The following is an 18,055-nucleotide window of genomic DNA, read 5'->3' on the forward strand; positions in this document are numbered from 1 at the left end:
CTTAGACTGGGCCGTGGTCGGGAATAGAGGAAAGTTCAATGACTGTTCTGCGACCACCGCTACATCCCGACGAGGGATCGAGCGGCGTTACCGAGCCGGACGTGTCAGCAATAGCGCATGTGCCGCTGTCCGCTGGGCAGCGCGGGTTATGGCTGGCGCAGAAGTTGAGTCCGGATGTGCCGATATCCGAGGCACAGTACATCGACTTGCGTGGAGACCTCGATGTCGATCTCCTGCGCGAGGTGTCGATTCGAGCAGGCCACGAGTTCCAGTCCGGATACCTGCGGCTGGTAGAGGTCGACGGCGAGCCGTATCAGTTCTTCGACCCGTCGCTCGAGTACGCGGGGCCTGTGATCGATGTACGCGGTGCACCAGATCCCGTTGCTGCGGGCTTGGAGTGGATGCGTCGCGAGTACACCACACCCCTCGACATGACGCGGGACCGGTTGGTGGGAACCGCGATTGTGCAGGTAGGGGACCGGCATTACCTGCTGTACACCAGAATCCACCACGTCGCGTTGGACGGCTATGCCGGAATGATGATCGTGAACCGCATCGCGGCGCTGTACACGGCGGCGGGGCGGGGACGGACGGCGGAACCGAACCGGGCGGCGGACGTACGCACCCTGTACCAGGCCGACCGCGACTATCGGGAGTCCAAGCGGTTCGCCGACGATCAGGAATACTGGCTGAACAGACTCGCCGACGCCGGGGACGAGTCCAGTCTGGTCGACGGGCACGCACCTGCCCGCGCGGACAGCACGGTTACAACCGCCGAACTTTCGCCGGAGACGGTGGAGCGGATCGATCATTCCGCGAAAGCCTTGAACGCGAGCCCGGCCGCGGTGGTAATCGCCGCGTTCGGCTGCTACCTGGCCCGGATGACCGGCCGCGACGAGGTCATGGTCAATATTCCCGTTTCGGGTCGCACCAACGCCGTACTGCGGCGCTCCGGCGGGATGTTCGTCAATGTCGCACCCCTTCCGCTCCTGCTGGATTCGGGCGACACCGTGGCGACAGTTACGCGGCGGGTGCAGTCCGATCTGGTGGGGGCGTTGCGGCACCAGCGGTTCGGCCTAACCGATATCCGTGCCGCCGCCGGATACCACGGCGGGCAGCGGCGTTTCGCGGGCCCGGTAGTGAATGTCATGTTCTTCTATCAGGAGATCCGGTTCGGATCAATGACCGGGGAAGTCCATATCCTCAGCTCGGGGCCGGTCGACGACTTGCTGATCGACCTGTATCAAACCGGGGATCCGCCACGGACGATCCTGCACTTCCTTGCTAATCCCAACCTCTATACCGACGCCGAACTCTCGGCGCACTGCACCAGATTCGGGGAGTTCCTCGACGCATTCGCCGCCGCGCCGGACACTGCTCTCGAGCAGGTTCACCCCGACAGCGCCCGTGCGGGTGCCCGGATCAAGCGTCGCCGTGAGAATCTGGCGTTCTGGCGAGCCGCGCTCGCGGACCTTCCCGAAGAGCTTCGCCTGCCGTTCGACCGGCCACGGCGGGCGGCGCTGTCGAAGCGAGGCACCACCGCGCGGTACCCGTTGCGTGCCGATCTGGTTTCGGCGTTGCAACGGTACGCGCGGCAGCATAATTCGTCACTGTTCACGACGATCCACGCCACATTGGCGGTGCTGCTCGCCCGGTTGAGCGGCACCACCGACATTCCGATCGGCACACCGATCGCCACGCGCGACGATGCCGCCGACGGATTCGTCGATACTCTGGTGCTACGGACCGAGATTGATCTCGATGAATCGTTCACCGACCTGCTCGGTCGTGTCGAACAAACCGATCTGGACGCCTTCGAACACGCCGATGTTCCGTTCGAGCAGGTGCTGGACGAACTCGTTCCGCAGCGGTCTCGGTCCCGGCAGTCGCTGCTTCAGGTGATGCTGGCGTTGCGGAATCCGGAATCCGCTCTCGAGACGTCGGGGATCGATCTTCTCGAAGAGGCGTCTCGCTTCGAGCTGCAGTTCCTGGTGTCGGAAAACCATGACAGCGGCGATATGACCGTCACGGTCACCTACGCCACGGCTCTGTTCGACGCCGCGACCATCGATTCTCTTGCGCATCGGTGGATTCGGATTCTGGAATCGATAACGACCGATCCATCCATTCCCGTCGGAGTCATCGACGTACTCGAACCCGTCGAGCGAGCCGACCTGCTGACCCGCTCCGGCGCGCCTTCCACAACCCCTACCACGCTGCCCGATCTGCTGGCGGCAGCAGCCACACTCCATCCCGACGCCACCGCGATCGTCTACGACGGACAACAACTGAGCTATCGAGAGCTCGACGAACACTCCAACCAGTTGGCACGACAGCTCATCGAGCGCGGCATCGGACCCGAAGACATCGTCGCCATCGGCATTCCACGCTCGGTGGACTCGGTACTCGCGGTATGGGCCATCGCCAAATCGGGGGCCGCTTTCCTGCCGATCGACCCGACCTACCCGACCGAACGCATCACCCACATGATGACCGATTCAAAAGCGGCCATCGGCATTACAACCGCATCCGTACACGCGCAACTACCCGACAATATGGACTGGCTGATATCGGACAATCTCGATACTTCCGGCGACCGGCCCAACACCGATGACAACCGGCCCGTCACTGACAGCGATCGTGTTCGTCCCTTGCGGATCGACGATATCGCCTACGTCATCTACACCTCCGGCTCAACCGGACTCCCCAAAGGCGTAGCGGTCACCCACCGCGGACTCGGCAACTGCGCCGCGGCTCACCGGGCTGCCATGGGCATCGAACCCAGCTCCCGCGCGCTACATCTGGCATCACCCAGCTTCGACGTATCAGTACTCGAGTTGCTGATGCCGCTGGCTGCCGGCGCGGCCATGGTCGTCGCACCCACCGACGTCTACGGCGGGGATGAACTCGCCGCACTGCTCGAACGCGAACACATCAGCCACCTCCTCATTTCACCGTCGGTACTGTCCACCATCGACCACACCCGCTGGCCACTACCGGATCTGAAGTATCTGATGGTCGGCGGCGAGGATTACGGCAGTGAGGTGGTCGAACGCTGGGGCGGTGACCGTGTCGTGCTCAACGAATACGGACCAAGCGAAACCACCATTTCCACGACGCTGAGCGCCTCGCTGACAGTGGGCGAGCTGGTCACGATCGGTAGGCCGATCCGTGGTGTCTCGGCATGGGTGTTGGATCAACGGCTGCAACCGGTACCCGTTGGTGTAGCCGGCGAATTGTATGTCGCCGGCGATTTGCTGGCCCGTGGATACCACCATCGAACAAATGTGACGGCCGAACGATTCGTAGCCTGCCCCTGGATACCCAGCCGACGCATGTACCGCACCGGCGACATCGTCCGCTGGACCACCAACCGCACAATCCAACACCTCGGCCGATCCGACTTCCAAGTGAAAATCCGCGGCCTACGCATCGAACTCGGCGAAATCGACACCACACTCACCACCCACGAAACCGTCGCCTACGCCACCACCATCGGCCACCACAACAACACCGGAACCCAAACACTCATCTCATACGTCCTCGCCACACCCGACCACACCATCGACACCACAACCCTCACCCAATACCTCACCGACCACCTACCGTCCTACATGGTCCCAACCTCGATCACGGTCCTGGACCACATCCCATTGACACCAACCGGCAAACTCGACCGAAAAGCACTACCCAAACCAATCTTCACCGACCACAAACCCTTCCGAGCACCCCGAACACCAACCGAACACACCATCACCCAAGCATTCACCGACGTACTCGGCATCGACACAATCGGTCTCGACGACTCCTTCTTCGCCCTCGGCGGCGACAGCTTGGTCGCGACCCGCGTCGCGGCGCGACTCGGGGCCGCATTGGATGCCGAGATTCCGGTGCGACTGTTGTTCGAGGCTTCCACAGTCGCGGAACTCACCACTCGCATAGAGCAGCATGCCGGTACAGGGCGCAGACGCCCACCGCTGATCGCCGGGCCGCGCCCCGATCTCGTGCCGTTGGCGCCAGCCCAACAACGGATGTGGTTCTTCAATCAGTACGACACCGCGTCGGGTGCATACAACATGCCGATCGCCATTCGGCTGCGTGGCGACTTGAACGTCGACGCCCTGCACTCGGCGGTTATCGACGTGCTGGGTAGGCACGAGTCGTTGCGAACGCGGTACCCGGATCTCAACGGAACGCTGATCCAACTGATCGAGCCCGTCGAGAACGTGGACCGCGAACTGATCGTGGTGCCGGTCGCGCCGAGCCAGTTGGTCGAGACGGTAACCGAATTCGTCGCCGAAGGCTTCGATGTGACCACCCAGGCGCCCGCGCGTGCCCGGTTGTTCCGCATTGTCGGGGGCACGCAACCGGAATACGTACTGGCCGTCGTGGTGCACCACATCGCCGCGGATGGCTTCTCCATGACGCCGCTGGCGCGCGACGTGACGACCGCTTATGCCGCCCGGATCCGCGGGGCGGCCCCAGCGTGGGCACCACTACCGGTCCAGTACGCGGACTACGCACTGTGGCAACGAGCCATCCTCGGCGCGCCCGGCGATCCGGAATCGCTGGGCGCCGAACAGATCCGATACTGGACCGAGGCTCTGGACGGCGTTGCCGAGGAACTCCGTCTGCCGTTCGACCGGCCGCGGCCGGTGGTGCTGTCGAATCGAGGCGCCACGGTCGATTACTCGGTGCCCGCCGGTTTGGTGCGGGCATTGGAACGGTTTGCGCGGCAGCATAATTCGTCACTGTTCATGGCGATCCACGGCACATTGGCGGTGCTGCTCGCCCGGTTGAGCGGCACCACCGACATTCCGATCGGCACACCGATCGCCGGGCGCGGAATAGCCGCACTCGACGACATGATCGGCATGTTCGTCAACACCCTGGTACTGCGGACCGAGATCGATCTCGACGAATCCTTCACCGATCTGCTCGGCCGGATCAAACAAACCGATCTGGACGCCTTCGAACACGCCGATGTTCCGTTCGAGCAGCTGGTGGACAAACTCGTCGTACAGCGGTCCCAAGCACGACACCCGCTGTTCCAGGTGATGCTGGCGTTCCAGAACCTGGAACCGGTAGCGCTGCGGCTCCCCGATCTCGAGCTCTCGATGGTCGATCTGCCCAACGAGGTCTCCCGGTTCGACCTGCAATTCATCCTGTCGGAAAACCATGACAGCGGCGATATGACTGTCGCGGTCACTTATGCGACGGATTTGTTCGATCCCGCGACGATCGATTCTGTTGTGCGTCGGTGGATTCGGATTCTGGAATCGGTAACCGCCGATGCGACTGTTGCTGTCGGGGTGATCGATGTCCTCGAACCTGCCGAGCGGGCTGATCTGTTGACTCGCTCCGGCGCGTCTTCGGCATCGCCTGCCACGTTGCCTGATTTGTTGACGGCGGCGGTCGCACTGGATCCGGATGCTACTGCGATCGTTTGTGGTGGTCAGGGTTTGAGTTATCGGGAGCTCGACGAACGCTCCAATTGGTTGGCGCGGCGGCTTATCGGGTGTGGTATCGGGCCGGAAGATGTTGTTGCGATTGGTATTCCACGTTCGGCGGACTCGGTGCTCTCGGTTTGGGCGGTCGCGAAGTCGGGGGCTGCTTTTCTGCCGATCGACCCGACCTATCCGGCTGAGCGCATCACCCACATGATGACCGATTCCAATGCGGCCATCGGCATTACGACCGCGTCCGTACGGGCGCAGTTACCCGACGACACCGATTGGTTGATACTGGACGACCTCGACGAGACCGACCGCAGTCCGATCATTGACAGCGACCGGGTTCGTCCCGTGCGGATCGACGATATCGCCTACGTCATCTACACCTCCGGCTCAACCGGACTCCCCAAAGGCGTAGCGGTCACCCACCGCGGACTCCGCAACTGCGCCACCGCGAACAAAGACCTGATGGGGATCGAACGCAGCTCTCGCACACTGCATCTGGCATCACCCAGCTTCGATGTATCGGTACTGGAAATGCTGCTGCCCCTGCCCGTCGGCGCGGCCATGGTCGTCGCACCCACCGACGTCTACGGCGGGGATGAACTCGCCGCACTGCTCGAACGCGAACACATCAGCCACGCCCTCATTTCACCGTCGGTACTGTCCACCATCGACCACACCCGCTGGCCACTACCGGATCTGGGACACCTGATCGTCGGCGGTGAGAATTACGGCAGTGAGGTGGTCGAACGCTGGGGCAGCGACCGGAAGCTGTGCAACGACTACGGTCCAACCGAAACCACCGTCACTGCGACGCGGGCCGTCTTGGCGGCCGGAAAGCTGGTCACGATCGGCCACCCGATCCGTGGTGTCTCGGCATGGGTGTTGGATCAACGGCTGCAACCGGTACCCGTTGGTGTAGCCGGCGAATTGTATGTCGCCGGCGATTTGCTGGCCCGTGGATACCACCATCGAACAAATGTGACGGCCGAACGATTCGTAGCCTGCCCCTGGATACCCAGCCGACGCATGTACCGCACCGGCGACATCGTCCGCTGGACCACCAACCGCACAATCCAACACCTCGGCCGATCCGACTTCCAAGTGAAAATCCGCGGCCTACGCATCGAACTCGGCGAAATCGACACCACACTCACCACCCACGAAACCGTCGCCTACGCCACCACCATCGGCCACCACAACAACACCGGAACCCAAACACTCATCTCATACGTCCTCGCCACACCCGACCACACCATCGACACCACAACCCTCACCCAATACCTCACCGACCACCTACCGTCCTACATGGTCCCAACCTCGATCACGGTCCTGGACCACATCCCATTGACACCAACCGGCAAACTCGACCGAAAAGCACTACCCAAACCAATCTTCACCGACCACAAACCCTTCCGAGCACCCCGAACACCAACCGAACACACCATCACCCAAGCATTCACCGACGTACTCGGCATCGACACAATCGGTCTCGACGACTCCTTCTTCGCCCTCGGCGGCGACAGCATCATGTCGATCCAGTTGGTTGCCCGAGCCAGGGCAGCCGGTGTGGCGTTCTCCGCACGCGATGTGTTCGAGCGAAAGACGGTCGCCGAACTGGCCGAGGTCGCGGTCCGCGACGGCACCGCGACGTCCCTTGTGACGGAACTGCCCGGCGCAGGTGTGGGACCGGTACCGCTGACACCGAGCATGCGACGGCTACTCGAACGGACCGAGTCGAAGTTCGGCCGCTACTCGCAGGCGATGATGCTGAATCTGCCGAGGGGAATCGACCGGCAGCGGCTGGCGAACACCGTGCAGGCGGTACTCGATCGGCACGACATGCTGCGTGCACGGCTCTCGTACGACGACGGGCGCAGAGCGTGGGATGTGCTGCCGATAGGAACGATTCGCGCCGACGACGTCATCCACCGGGTGCCGATACAAGCCAGCACCGAGTTCCCGACATCGGCGGCGGCGGAATCGACTTCCGCTGCCGACCGGCTCGATCCGTACGCCGGGATCGTGCTGCAGGTGGTCTGGTTCGATCCGGTGCACACGGCGGAACCGGGCCGAGTCCTGGTGCTGGTGCATCATTCGGTGATCGATACGGCTTCCTGGCGAGTGCTGGTGGCCGACCTCGCGGTCGCGTGGGCGCGGATCGAATCCGGCGAGCCACCCGATCTGGCCCCGGTCGGGACGTCGATGCGCAGGTGGTCCTATGGGCTGGTCGAGGCGGCACAACAGCCGGAACGCACCGCTGAGCTCGAACTGTGGCGAGCAACCGCCGACGGGCCCGATCCGATGATCGGGTCGCGAACCCTCGACCCCGCGATCGACGTTGCGGCCACCGCTCGGACGGTCGAGATCGAGCTGTCCCCCGAGATGACCGAGACGCTGTTGACCGAGGTGCCCGCGACGTTCCACGGCGGGGTGGGCGATGGACTGCTGGCCGCGCTGGCGGTGGCGGTGACGAAGTGGCGGCGCGAACGGGAACCGGAGACCGCGGCGCTGACGGATATGGTGATCGGTCTCCAAGGGCACGGTCGCCAGGAAGACGTCGTCGCGGGCTCGGACCTGACCCGGACGGTCGGCTGGTTCACCACGAGTTATCCGGTGCGTTTGGATCTGGCGGGGATCGATATCGACGACGCGTGCGCGGGCGGTCCGGCCATGGGCGCAGCGGTCAAGTCCGTCAAGGAACAACTGCTCGCCATCCCCGACCACGGGATCGGCTACGGCTTGCTCCGGTACCTCAACGACGACACCCGCTCGACACTCGCTGCGCAGCCGACGCCGCAGATCGGATTCAACTACCTCGGCGGCGTCTCCACCGGGATTCCCGAAGGGGTTCCGGCGGTCGGATGGCTGCCGGTGGACGGCGGCGAAATCGTCGGTGCGCGGAATCCGGATATGCCGGTGTCGGCGGTGCTCGACATCGAAGCCTGCACCCGCGACGACGGAGAAGGGCCGCGGTTGCGGGCCATCTGGTCCTATCCCGCCGAGGTTCTCACCGCGGACGAGGTGTCCGCGGTGGCGCAGTCGTGGTGCCGGGCATTGACCGCATTGGCGAACCATGCCCGCAATGCCGGGGGCGGGGGACGGACACCATCGGATCTCGATCTGGTCAGGCTCGGGCAGGCCGAAATCGAGCGACTCGAGAACAGGTATCCGGCGTTGAGCGACATCTGGCCACTGACGCCGTTGCAGGAGGGGTTGCTGTTCCACGCGTTGGTGTCGGTGGAGTCGGTGGACGCCTACTTGACCCAGCTGGTCCTCGAACTGCGCGGACAAGTCGATTCGGAGCGGCTGCGCCGAGCCGGACAAGTGCTGCTGGACCGGCATGCGAATCTGCGCACCGCCTTCGACGCCGATGTCGGGCCGGTGCAGGTGATCCAGCACGATGTCGAAGCCGCCTGGTCGGAGCTCGACCTGTCCGGGCTCGATGACAGTGCACGCGATCGCGAGTGGGAGCTGCTCTTGGCGGCGGACCGGGCAACCAGGTTCGATCCCGCTCGCGCCCCCCTGCTGCGCTGGATGCTCGTCACCACCGGGCCGCAGCGCTACCGACTGGTCCTGACCAATCATCACCTGCTGCTCGACGGCTGGTCGACGCCGCTGCTCCTGAAGGAGTTGCTGGTGCTCTACGCCACCAACGGCGATGCCGCGATGCTGCCCGACGTCCGCCCCTACCGGGACTTCCTGGCCTGGATCGCCGGGCAGGACCCGGCCGCGGCGCTCGATGCCTGGGCCCGCGCGTTCGAGGGTGCCGAGGAGCCGACCCTGGTGGCGCAAGCCGATCCCACCCGCCGCTACACCGAATCCCGCGATGTGCTCGGCGAGCTGACCGAGGAGCAGACCACGGCGCTGACGAGCCTCGCAAGGGCCCGTGGCGTCACCCTCAACACCGTGATCCAGCTGGCATGGGCAATCGTGTTGGGCACGTTGACCTCTCGGGACAACGTGACGTTCGGTGCCGTGGTCTCCGGACGGTCCCCGCGGATCACGGGCATCGAATCGATGATCGGACTGTTCATCAACACGGTGCCGGTGCACGTCCGTCTGAACCCCGACGAAACCCTCGGACAGCTGCTAGACCGAATCCAGACCGAACAGACGGCCCTGCTCGACCACCAGTTCGTCGGCCTCACCGAAATCGAGCGGGTGGCCGGGCCTGGGGCGGTGTTCGACACGATGACAGTGTTCGAGTCGTTCCCGATCGACCGTTTCGGGCTGACGGCGGACACCGATATCGCGGGCATGCGAGTAGTCGACGTCTCGGGCATGGACGGCGCGCACTATCCGCTGGGATTGGTCGCACAGGTCGATACCCGACTGCACCTGAAGATCAAGTACCTGCCCGAACTGTTCGACCACGAAACTATGAACGCAACCCTGCGGCGAGTCCAGCGCGTGCTCGGCGTCGTCGCAACCGACCCGGATCTACCGCTGGCCCGCCTGAACCTGCTCTCCGCCGCGGAATACCGGGAGTTGACACCGGTGTCGGGCTCCCCCGCGGTGCCGGGGCGAGTGTTGCCGGAGCTGTTGACGGCGACGGCCGAGCGAGATCCCGGGGCGGTCGCGGTGGTGTACGAGGATCGGCGGTGGACCTACGGCGAGCTCGATGCCCAGTCGAATCGGTTGGCACGGTTGCTGATCGCTCGGGGTGTGGGGCCGGAGGCCACTGTCGCGGTGGGCCTGCCGCGATCGGTCGAGTCGGTGCTCGCGGTATGGGCGGTGGCGAAGTCAGGGGCGGCATTCGTGCCGGTAGACCCGCAGTATCCGACCGGCCGGATCGAACACATGCTCATCGATTCGGGCGTGGCGGTGGGAATCACCTTGTCCCAGTGGCGGTATCAATTGCCGGGATCGGTGCCGTGGTTGCTCCTCGACGAGGCTGCGGCCGAAGGCGAGGCGTCCGCGGCACCGGTGACCGATGCGGAGCGAACAAGGCCGATCCGGCTCGACCATGCGGCGTACCTGATCTACACCTCCGGTTCGACGGGTGTGCCCAAAGGGGTGGTGGTTTCGCACCAAGGGTTGGCTGATCTGGTGGCCGAGCAATGTTCGCGGTTCGATATCGAGCCCGGCGCGCGGGTACTGCATGTCGCGTCGCCGAGTTTCGATGCGGCGGTCCTGGAAATGCTCTGGGCGTTCACCTCGGGTGGCCGGCTGGTGATCGCACCGCCGAGTGTCTACGGCGGGAACGAGCTCGCGCGGATCCTGTCGAGTGAGCGGGTGACCCACGCCGCGATGACGCCGACGGCCTTGGCGACGGTCGACCCCGTCGGTCTGGAGAACCTCGAGACCGTCGTGCTCGGTGGTGAAGCGCCACCACCGGACCTGGTGTCACGGTGGGCGCCGGGCCGGAGATTGTTCAACACCTACGGTCCGGCAGAGGCCACCATCCTGACCGACGCCAGTGCGCCGCTGGTGGCAGGCGAGCCGGTAACGGTCGGCGAACCTATCCGCGGGGTCGGGCAGGTCGTGCTGGACGCCTGGTTGCGGCCGGTGCCCGTCGGAGTCGTCGGCGAGCTGTATCTCACGGGTCCCGCGCTGGCTCGTGGTTACCGCAACCGAATGGGGCTGACGGCGGCGCGGTTCGTCGCCGATCCGTTCGCGGAGCCGGGACAGCGCATGTATCGGACCGGTGACCTGGCGCGGTGGCTGCGGCTACCGCAGGGGAAGCTGGCGCTCGACTACGTGGGTAGGGCCGACTTCCAGGTCAAGCTCCGTGGTTTCCGCATCGAGCTCGGCGAGGTCGAATCGGGTTTGCTGGCCTCCGGTGTGGCGCGCGCGGCCGCGACCATCCACCGGAGCCCCGCCGGTGACCGGTTGGTGGGGTACGTGGTGCCCGAGCCCGGCGTCGACCTCGCCCCGGCCGCGGTCCTCGCTTTCGCCGGCCAGCGGCTGGCCTCGTACATGGTGCCCGCGGCCATCGTGGTGCTCGACACGCTGCCGGTGACCCAGAATGGCAAGCTCGACCGCGCCGCGCTACCCGAGCCGGACTTCACTACGGGTCGAGCCGAATTCCGAGCGCCGATCACCGACGTGGAGACAACCCTGGCCGGACTGTTCGCCGAGGTATTGGGCGTCGACACGGTCGGTCTCGATGACTCGTTCTTCGCCCTGGGCGGCGACAGCATCATGTCGATCCAGTTGGTAACCCGAGCCCGGGCAGCAGGTCTGGTGTTCTCCACGCGGGAGGTGTTCGAGCGGAAGACGGTCGCCGGACTGGCTCAGGTCGCGGGCCGGGACAGCACGAAGGCGGTCCCCCTCCCGACGGAACTCCCAGGAGCAGGCGTGGGACCGGTACCACTGACACCGATCATGTGTTGGATGTTCGAGCGTGGCGGGTTCGACCGTTTCTGCCAGTGGGTGATGCTCACGCTGCCGAGCGGCATAGACATGACCGGGATCGGGGCCACTGTTCAAGCGGTGATCGATCACCACGACATGCTGCGGGCCCGAGTGCGTCCGGAACCCACGCACCCGTCCGGGTGGATATTGCAGGTGCGGCCGGCCGCGATGACCGCCGCCGGGCTGATCCGGCGCGTGTCGGTGCAAGCGGCACCGGACAGCGCCGCCTTCGCCGCGATCGCCGCCGCCGAGGCGAACGCGGCCGCCGAACGCCTCGACCCCGGCAGCGGAATCGTGCTGCAGCTGGTCTGGTTCGACTGGGCCGAACGGCCGGGACGCCTGCTCGTCGTCGCACACCACCTGGTCGTCGATGGTGTGTCGTGGAGAATTCTGATTCCGGACCTCGCCTCGGCATGGGCCCAGGTCAGTGCCGGGCAACGGCCGCGGCTCGCGCCCGTCGGCACCTCGATGCGACGCTGGGCGTACGGCCTCAGCACCGCGGCCGAGCGCCTCGATGAACTCGACTGGTGGCGATCCACCCTCGGTACCGCTGATCCGGCGATCGGTGCCCGCCCGCTCGACCCGGAGGTGGACGTGCAAGCGACGGTCGCCACTGTCGAGGTGACGCTGCCGACCTCGGTGACCCGCGCCGTGCTCACCACACTGCCCCGGATATTCCGCGGCAGTGTGGACGACGCCCTCATAGCCGGACTCGCTCTGGCACTGACGCGATGGCGGCGCCGGCACGGCGACAACGTGACCGAAACGCTGCTCACCCTCGAAAGCCACGGTCGGCACGACACGGTGCTGCCCGGCGCCGACCTCACCCGCACGGTCGGATGGTTCACCACCACCTACCCGGTGCGGCTCGACCTGTCCGGTATCGACGTCGACGACGCGTTCGCAGCGGGCGCTGCCGCGGCGGCGGTCGTCAAATCGGTCAAGGAACAACTCCGCGCGATCCCCGATCGCGGGATCGGCTACGGGCTGCTGCGCTACCTCAACGCGGATACCGGCCCCATCCTGCGTGCGCTGCCGACCCCGCAGGTGAGCTTCAACTATCTCGGTCGTTTCGACACCATTCCCGCGCAGTTGCGCGACAGCGGATGGATGCCCGCCGGTGCCGCAACCGACGGCGGCGGAAGCCAGAATCCCGACGCGTCCGCGGCAGCCGTGCTCGGCGTCAACGCGGCCACCGCGGATACATCGGACGGCCCCGCCCTGACCGCCGCCTGGGATTACCCGACCGGCGTGCTCACCTCCGCCGAAGTCACCGACCTCGCCGAACTGTGGCGCGACGCCGTGACGGCTCTCGCCGCGCACGCGTCCCGGCCCGGTGTCGGCGGGCTGACGCCCTCCGATATCGGCCTCGTCGACCTCGACCAGGCCGCGATCGACCGGCTGGAGACCCGACATCATGCATTGGACGACATCTGGCCGCTCACGCCGCTGCAGGCAGGGCTGCTGTTCCACGCCCAGCTCGCCGACGGCGCACTCGACGCCTACATCGTGCAACTCTGTGTGGAACTCGGCGGACACGTCGACGCGGACCGGCTGCGCCGCGCCGCGCAAACTCTCCTCGGACGGCACCCGAACCTACGGACCGCATTCGTGCGCGACGGCGCCCACGAGCCGGTCCAGGTGGTGTACCGGCATGTCGAGGTGCCGTTCGCCGAAGTCGACTTGGCCGAGCGCGACGACATCGCTGCCGCACTCGAACAGGTCATGGAAAGCGACCGCCATTTCGACGTGGCCTCGGCGCCACTGCTACGCCTGACGCTGATCAGCATCGCCCCCCAGCAGTACCGCCTGGTGTTGAGCATCCATCACATCCTGATAGACGGCTGGTCCACACCACTGCTGATTCGGGAACTGCTGATCCTCTACGCCGGCGACAGCGTCCCCTCGGCACTGCCCCCGATGCGTCCCTATCGCGATTACCTGGTGTGGCTGAACAACCAGGACCGGGCCGGGGCCGAAACCGCGTGGGCACAAGCACTCGACGGTGTGGCCGAGCCGACTCTGCTGGCCCCCGCGGACCGTGGCCGCCGGACCACCGCCGCCGGACACGAAGTGCGGGTGCAGCTCGACCAGAACCGCACCGCGGCCCTGGTCGCCGCGGCCAACCAACAAGAGGCCACCCTCAACACCGTCATCCAGGCGGCCTGGGCGCTCGTGCTCGCCAACGCGACCACCCGCGAAGACGTGGTCTTCGGCACGACCGTTTCCGGGCGTCCGCCGCAGCTTCCCGGCATCGAATCGATGATCGGCCTGTTCGTCAACACCGTGCCCGTGCGGGTCCGGCTCGACCACCGCGAAAGCCTCGCCCGACTGCTGCGGCGAATCCAAACCGAACAAGCGGCGCTACTCGACCATCACCATCTCGGACTCGCCCGGATCCAGCAGGTGGCCGGCCCCGGCGCGATGTTCGACACCGTGACCGTCTTCGAGTCCTACCCGGTCGACCGGACCGGGCTGTCCGAAGACATCGACATCGCCGGAATGCACGTCCTCGACATCCAAGGACGTGACGCCGCGCACTATCCGCTCGGCCTGATCGTTCACCACGACACTCGGCTGCACCTGAGCTTCGAATACCTGCCTGAACTGTTCACTCGACAGCAGATCGACGCCCTCGCCGACCGAGTGCTGCGGGTGCTCGACGCCATCGCCACGCATATCGACCTCCCGCTGACCGAACTGCAGCTGCTGTCGCCCGTCGAGCAGGCCACGCTGGTGCCCGTCCGCGGTCGGCCCGGCACGGTGATGTCGGTGTTGCCGCAGGTGTTGTCGGACGCGGTCACGACGACGCCGGGTACAGAAGCGCTGGTCGGCAACGGTGTAAGGCTGTCGTACCGCGAACTCGATGAAACCTCCAACCGGTGGGCGCGGGCATTGATCGATATGGGGATTGGACCGGAAGCGATAGTCGCGGTAGCGCTACCGCGCTCGATCGACGCCATCATCGCCGTGTGGGCGGTCGCCAAGACCGGCGGCGCGTTCGTCCAGATCGACCCCGCCCATCCTCGCGACCGGGTCACGCGCATCCTCACCGACTCCGGTGCCGCCGTGGGGCTGACCCTCGAGACCTACCGGGATCGGCTATCGGATGCGCTCGGATGGTTCGCCCTCGACGAGCCCACCTTCGACGCGACCACGGCGGCGGCGGACCCCACAGCGATTGATGACGCCGAGCGCGCGACCCCGTTACGGCCTGAGCATCCGGCCTACCTGATATACACCTCAGGCTCCACCGGGACCCCCAAAGGGGTCGTGGTCACCCATACCGGGATAGCGAACCTGGCCACCGAAATACGGGAGCGGTTCGGCCTGACCCCTGCCTCTCGGATGCTGGCCGCCGCCTCCCCGACCTTCGACGTCTCGATCCTCGAATGGCTCACCGCGACCACGGCCGGTGCCACCCTCGTGCTCGCCCCCGCGTCGGTAGCCGCCGGCGCCGAACTGACCGAGTTGATCAATGCCGAACACGTGACCCATGCCGCCGTCACTCCCACCGTGCTCGCATCACTGCACCCGGACGAACTCGACACCCTCGACACCCTGATCCTCGGCGGCGAGACCTGTCCGCCCGATCTGGCAGCACAGTGGACGCCGGGCCGCACCGTGCTCAACGCATACGGGGCTACCGAAACCACAATCGTCAGTTGCGGCCATGCTCCTTTGACCACAACCACGGGCGGCGGCCCGGCGACATTCGGCGGGCCCGTGCTCGGATTCACCGCCGTCGTACTCGACCGCAGATTGCGTCCGGTCCCGGCCGGAGTGGTCGGCGAACTGTACGTGTCCGGACCGGGCCTCGCCCGCGGCTACCACCGGCAGCCCGCAACCACGGCAGCCCGATTCGTCCCCGACCCATACGGTCCTGCCGGGACACGCATGTATCGGACCGGCGACCTGGTCAGCTGGACGACCGACCGAACTCTGCGATTCTCGGGTCGCAGTGACCTGCAGCTCGAGATCAACGGCCACCGCATCGAACCCGGTGATATCGAAGCCGCGCTCCGCGGTCACCCCGATGTCGACCAGGCCGCCGTCACGATCCACACCCGGCCCAACGGCAGCAATCAGCTCGTCGGCTATGTCGTGCCGACTCCCGGCACCACGACCGACACCGCCACACTGACCGCACACCTCGCAACGCGACTGGCCACACACATGATCCCCACCGCCATTCTCATCGTCGACCGAATCGCCCTGACCTCTACCGGCAAAGTCGATTACAAAGCCCTGCCCACACCCCGCTGGCGACCTGCTCGGTTCCGGCCGCCGTCCACCGCACTCGAGGCCACCGTGTGCGACGCCTTCACCCGAACCCTCGGCCTCGAGCGAGTCGGCCTCGACGACGGCTTCTTCACCCTCGGTGGCAACTCGCTTGCCGCGGCCGAGCTGGTGGCGCGGCTGGCGGAGTCGACCGGTGTCAACGTGCCGGTTCAGTGGATCTTCACCGACCCGACGCCCGAGTCGCTGGCCCGCCGCATCGACCTCGGCCGCTACGGCTTCGACGAGCAGGACCCCGGCGACGCGCTGTCCGTCGTTCTCCCCCTGCGCGCCACCGGGGACGCGCCGCCACTGTTCTGCGTCCACCCCGCCATCGGATTGGCTTGGGGTTTCAGCGGACTCGTGCAGCACCTCGACCTCGACCACCCCGTGTACGGTCTGCAATCCCCGGCATTCAGTGACGCCACCGCGCAGTTCGAGACGCTCGACCAGCTGGCCGCCCGCTACGTCCGAGAGATCCGGGCTGTCCAACCGCACGGCCCGTACCACCTGCTCGGCTACTCGCTCGGCGGCACCATCGCGCATGCGATCGCCGTCCGACTCCGTGGCATCGGTGAGACCGTCGCCACCCTGGCCATGATGGATACCCGCGTCGTCACCGCGAGCACCGTCCGCTTGCCCACTCCTACGATCGCGGAGCTGCTCGCCGAGTTCGCCGGCCTCGACGTGCCACCGGGCCCGGCTGATATCACCGCCGCGGCCGCAGCCGAACTGCTACACCGGCAAGGCGGGCTGTTCACCGCGGTGACCCCCGAGCATCTGGTGATCCTGCACGACGACTACGCCCGGCTCGTCGACCTCACGTGGAATCACCGGCCGACTCCCTTCGACGGTGACCTGATCTACTTCAGCGCTGCCGCCGACACAGCGGACGGCCCCTCCCCGGTCCTGGCTTGGAACAACCTCATCACCGGCCGGATCACCGAACATCGCATTCCGGTCCGACACGAACGGATGATCGAGCCCGACTCGCTGCGCGCGATCGGATTCGTGCTCACCGAGCACTTCCGCTCATCCCGAACCCCGCCAGAGCCCCCCACCTCTGCAAGGACAAGCCGCTCATGAGAACCGACCGAATCGTCGGGACACGTTCCGGCGTCGAGCCAGTCAACCTGTTCGCTCCCGATCCACCGACGTCGCGAATCGGCTCGCACCCCAGTGCTGCCGAATTGCGTAGGTGGACTCTCGAATATCTGTGTCGGCCGCACCCCGACCTCGGTCGATCCGGCCCGGTCTGTCCATACACCAGCCGCGCCATCTCGAACAATTTCCTGTGGGCCGCATTCATCGAAGGTCGTTCCATCGATGTCGAGCAGCTGACGGCAGTCATCGACGATCTGTTCAGCCTGTTCCCCACCTTGGAGCCCCGGGACGAACCCGAGTCCAGGCTCAAGGCTCTGCTCGCGGTCTTCCCGGACCTCACCGAATACACCGATATCGACGCGATTCAACATGAACAGAAGTCTCGGTTCGTTGAAAAGGGTCTGATGCTGGGTCAGTTCTATCCGGGGTGCACCGTCCCGGGGCTGCACAACCCGGCCTTCCCCGCACTCGACGCGCCACTGCCCATGCTCGCCGTTCGTCATATGGCCCCCACTGACTTCCCATTCCTGAGTTCCCGCCATGAATGGATAGACTCCTACCTCAAACTATTCGCCCCAGCGATCCCCAAGTTCATCACCAGCACCATGTCCGACCGACTCATACAGCCAACCGAAGACTCGGACGAGACTCACTGAGGTCGGGTTCGACGGACCAGTGCTTCGTCAACTCGGCAGGTGCGGCAACGCGGCGGCCGCAACGGTCCGGGTGACCACCGGATTCGTGCTCTGCACCGTGACGACCGGCACGAGACGTACGCTGCGGCGATCCTGTACCTCCACGCCCCGCCCTGGTCGTCGCGGTGCCGCAAGCCGATACACATGCATTACGATCGGCTA

Annotated in this window: 2 protein-coding genes; both read left to right on the forward strand. The window is 65.7% G+C overall.

Annotated elements, in window-relative coordinates; all coding sequences use genetic code 11:
- Positions 1–38 precede the first annotated feature (38 nt).
- Positions 39–17,180 carry an amino acid adenylation domain-containing protein gene (locus tag ACIBI6_RS32980; RefSeq protein ID WP_396958849.1) on the forward strand — a complete coding sequence of 5,714 codons (17,142 nt, stop codon included), beginning with the start codon at positions 39–41 and terminating at the stop codon, positions 17,178–17,180.
- Positions 17,177–17,854, forward strand: coding sequence for a DUF6875 domain-containing protein (locus tag ACIBI6_RS32985; protein ID WP_364351767.1), 678 nt, complete (start codon positions 17,177–17,179; stop codon positions 17,852–17,854). Before ACIBI6_RS32980 ends, ACIBI6_RS32985 begins: the two co-directional genes overlap by 4 nt.
- Positions 17,855–18,055: the final 201 nt, after the last annotated feature.

The sequence above is a fragment of the Nocardia sp. NPDC050412 genome, from assembly GCF_044458825.1.
GTDB lineage: Bacteria > Actinomycetota > Actinomycetes > Mycobacteriales > Mycobacteriaceae > Nocardia.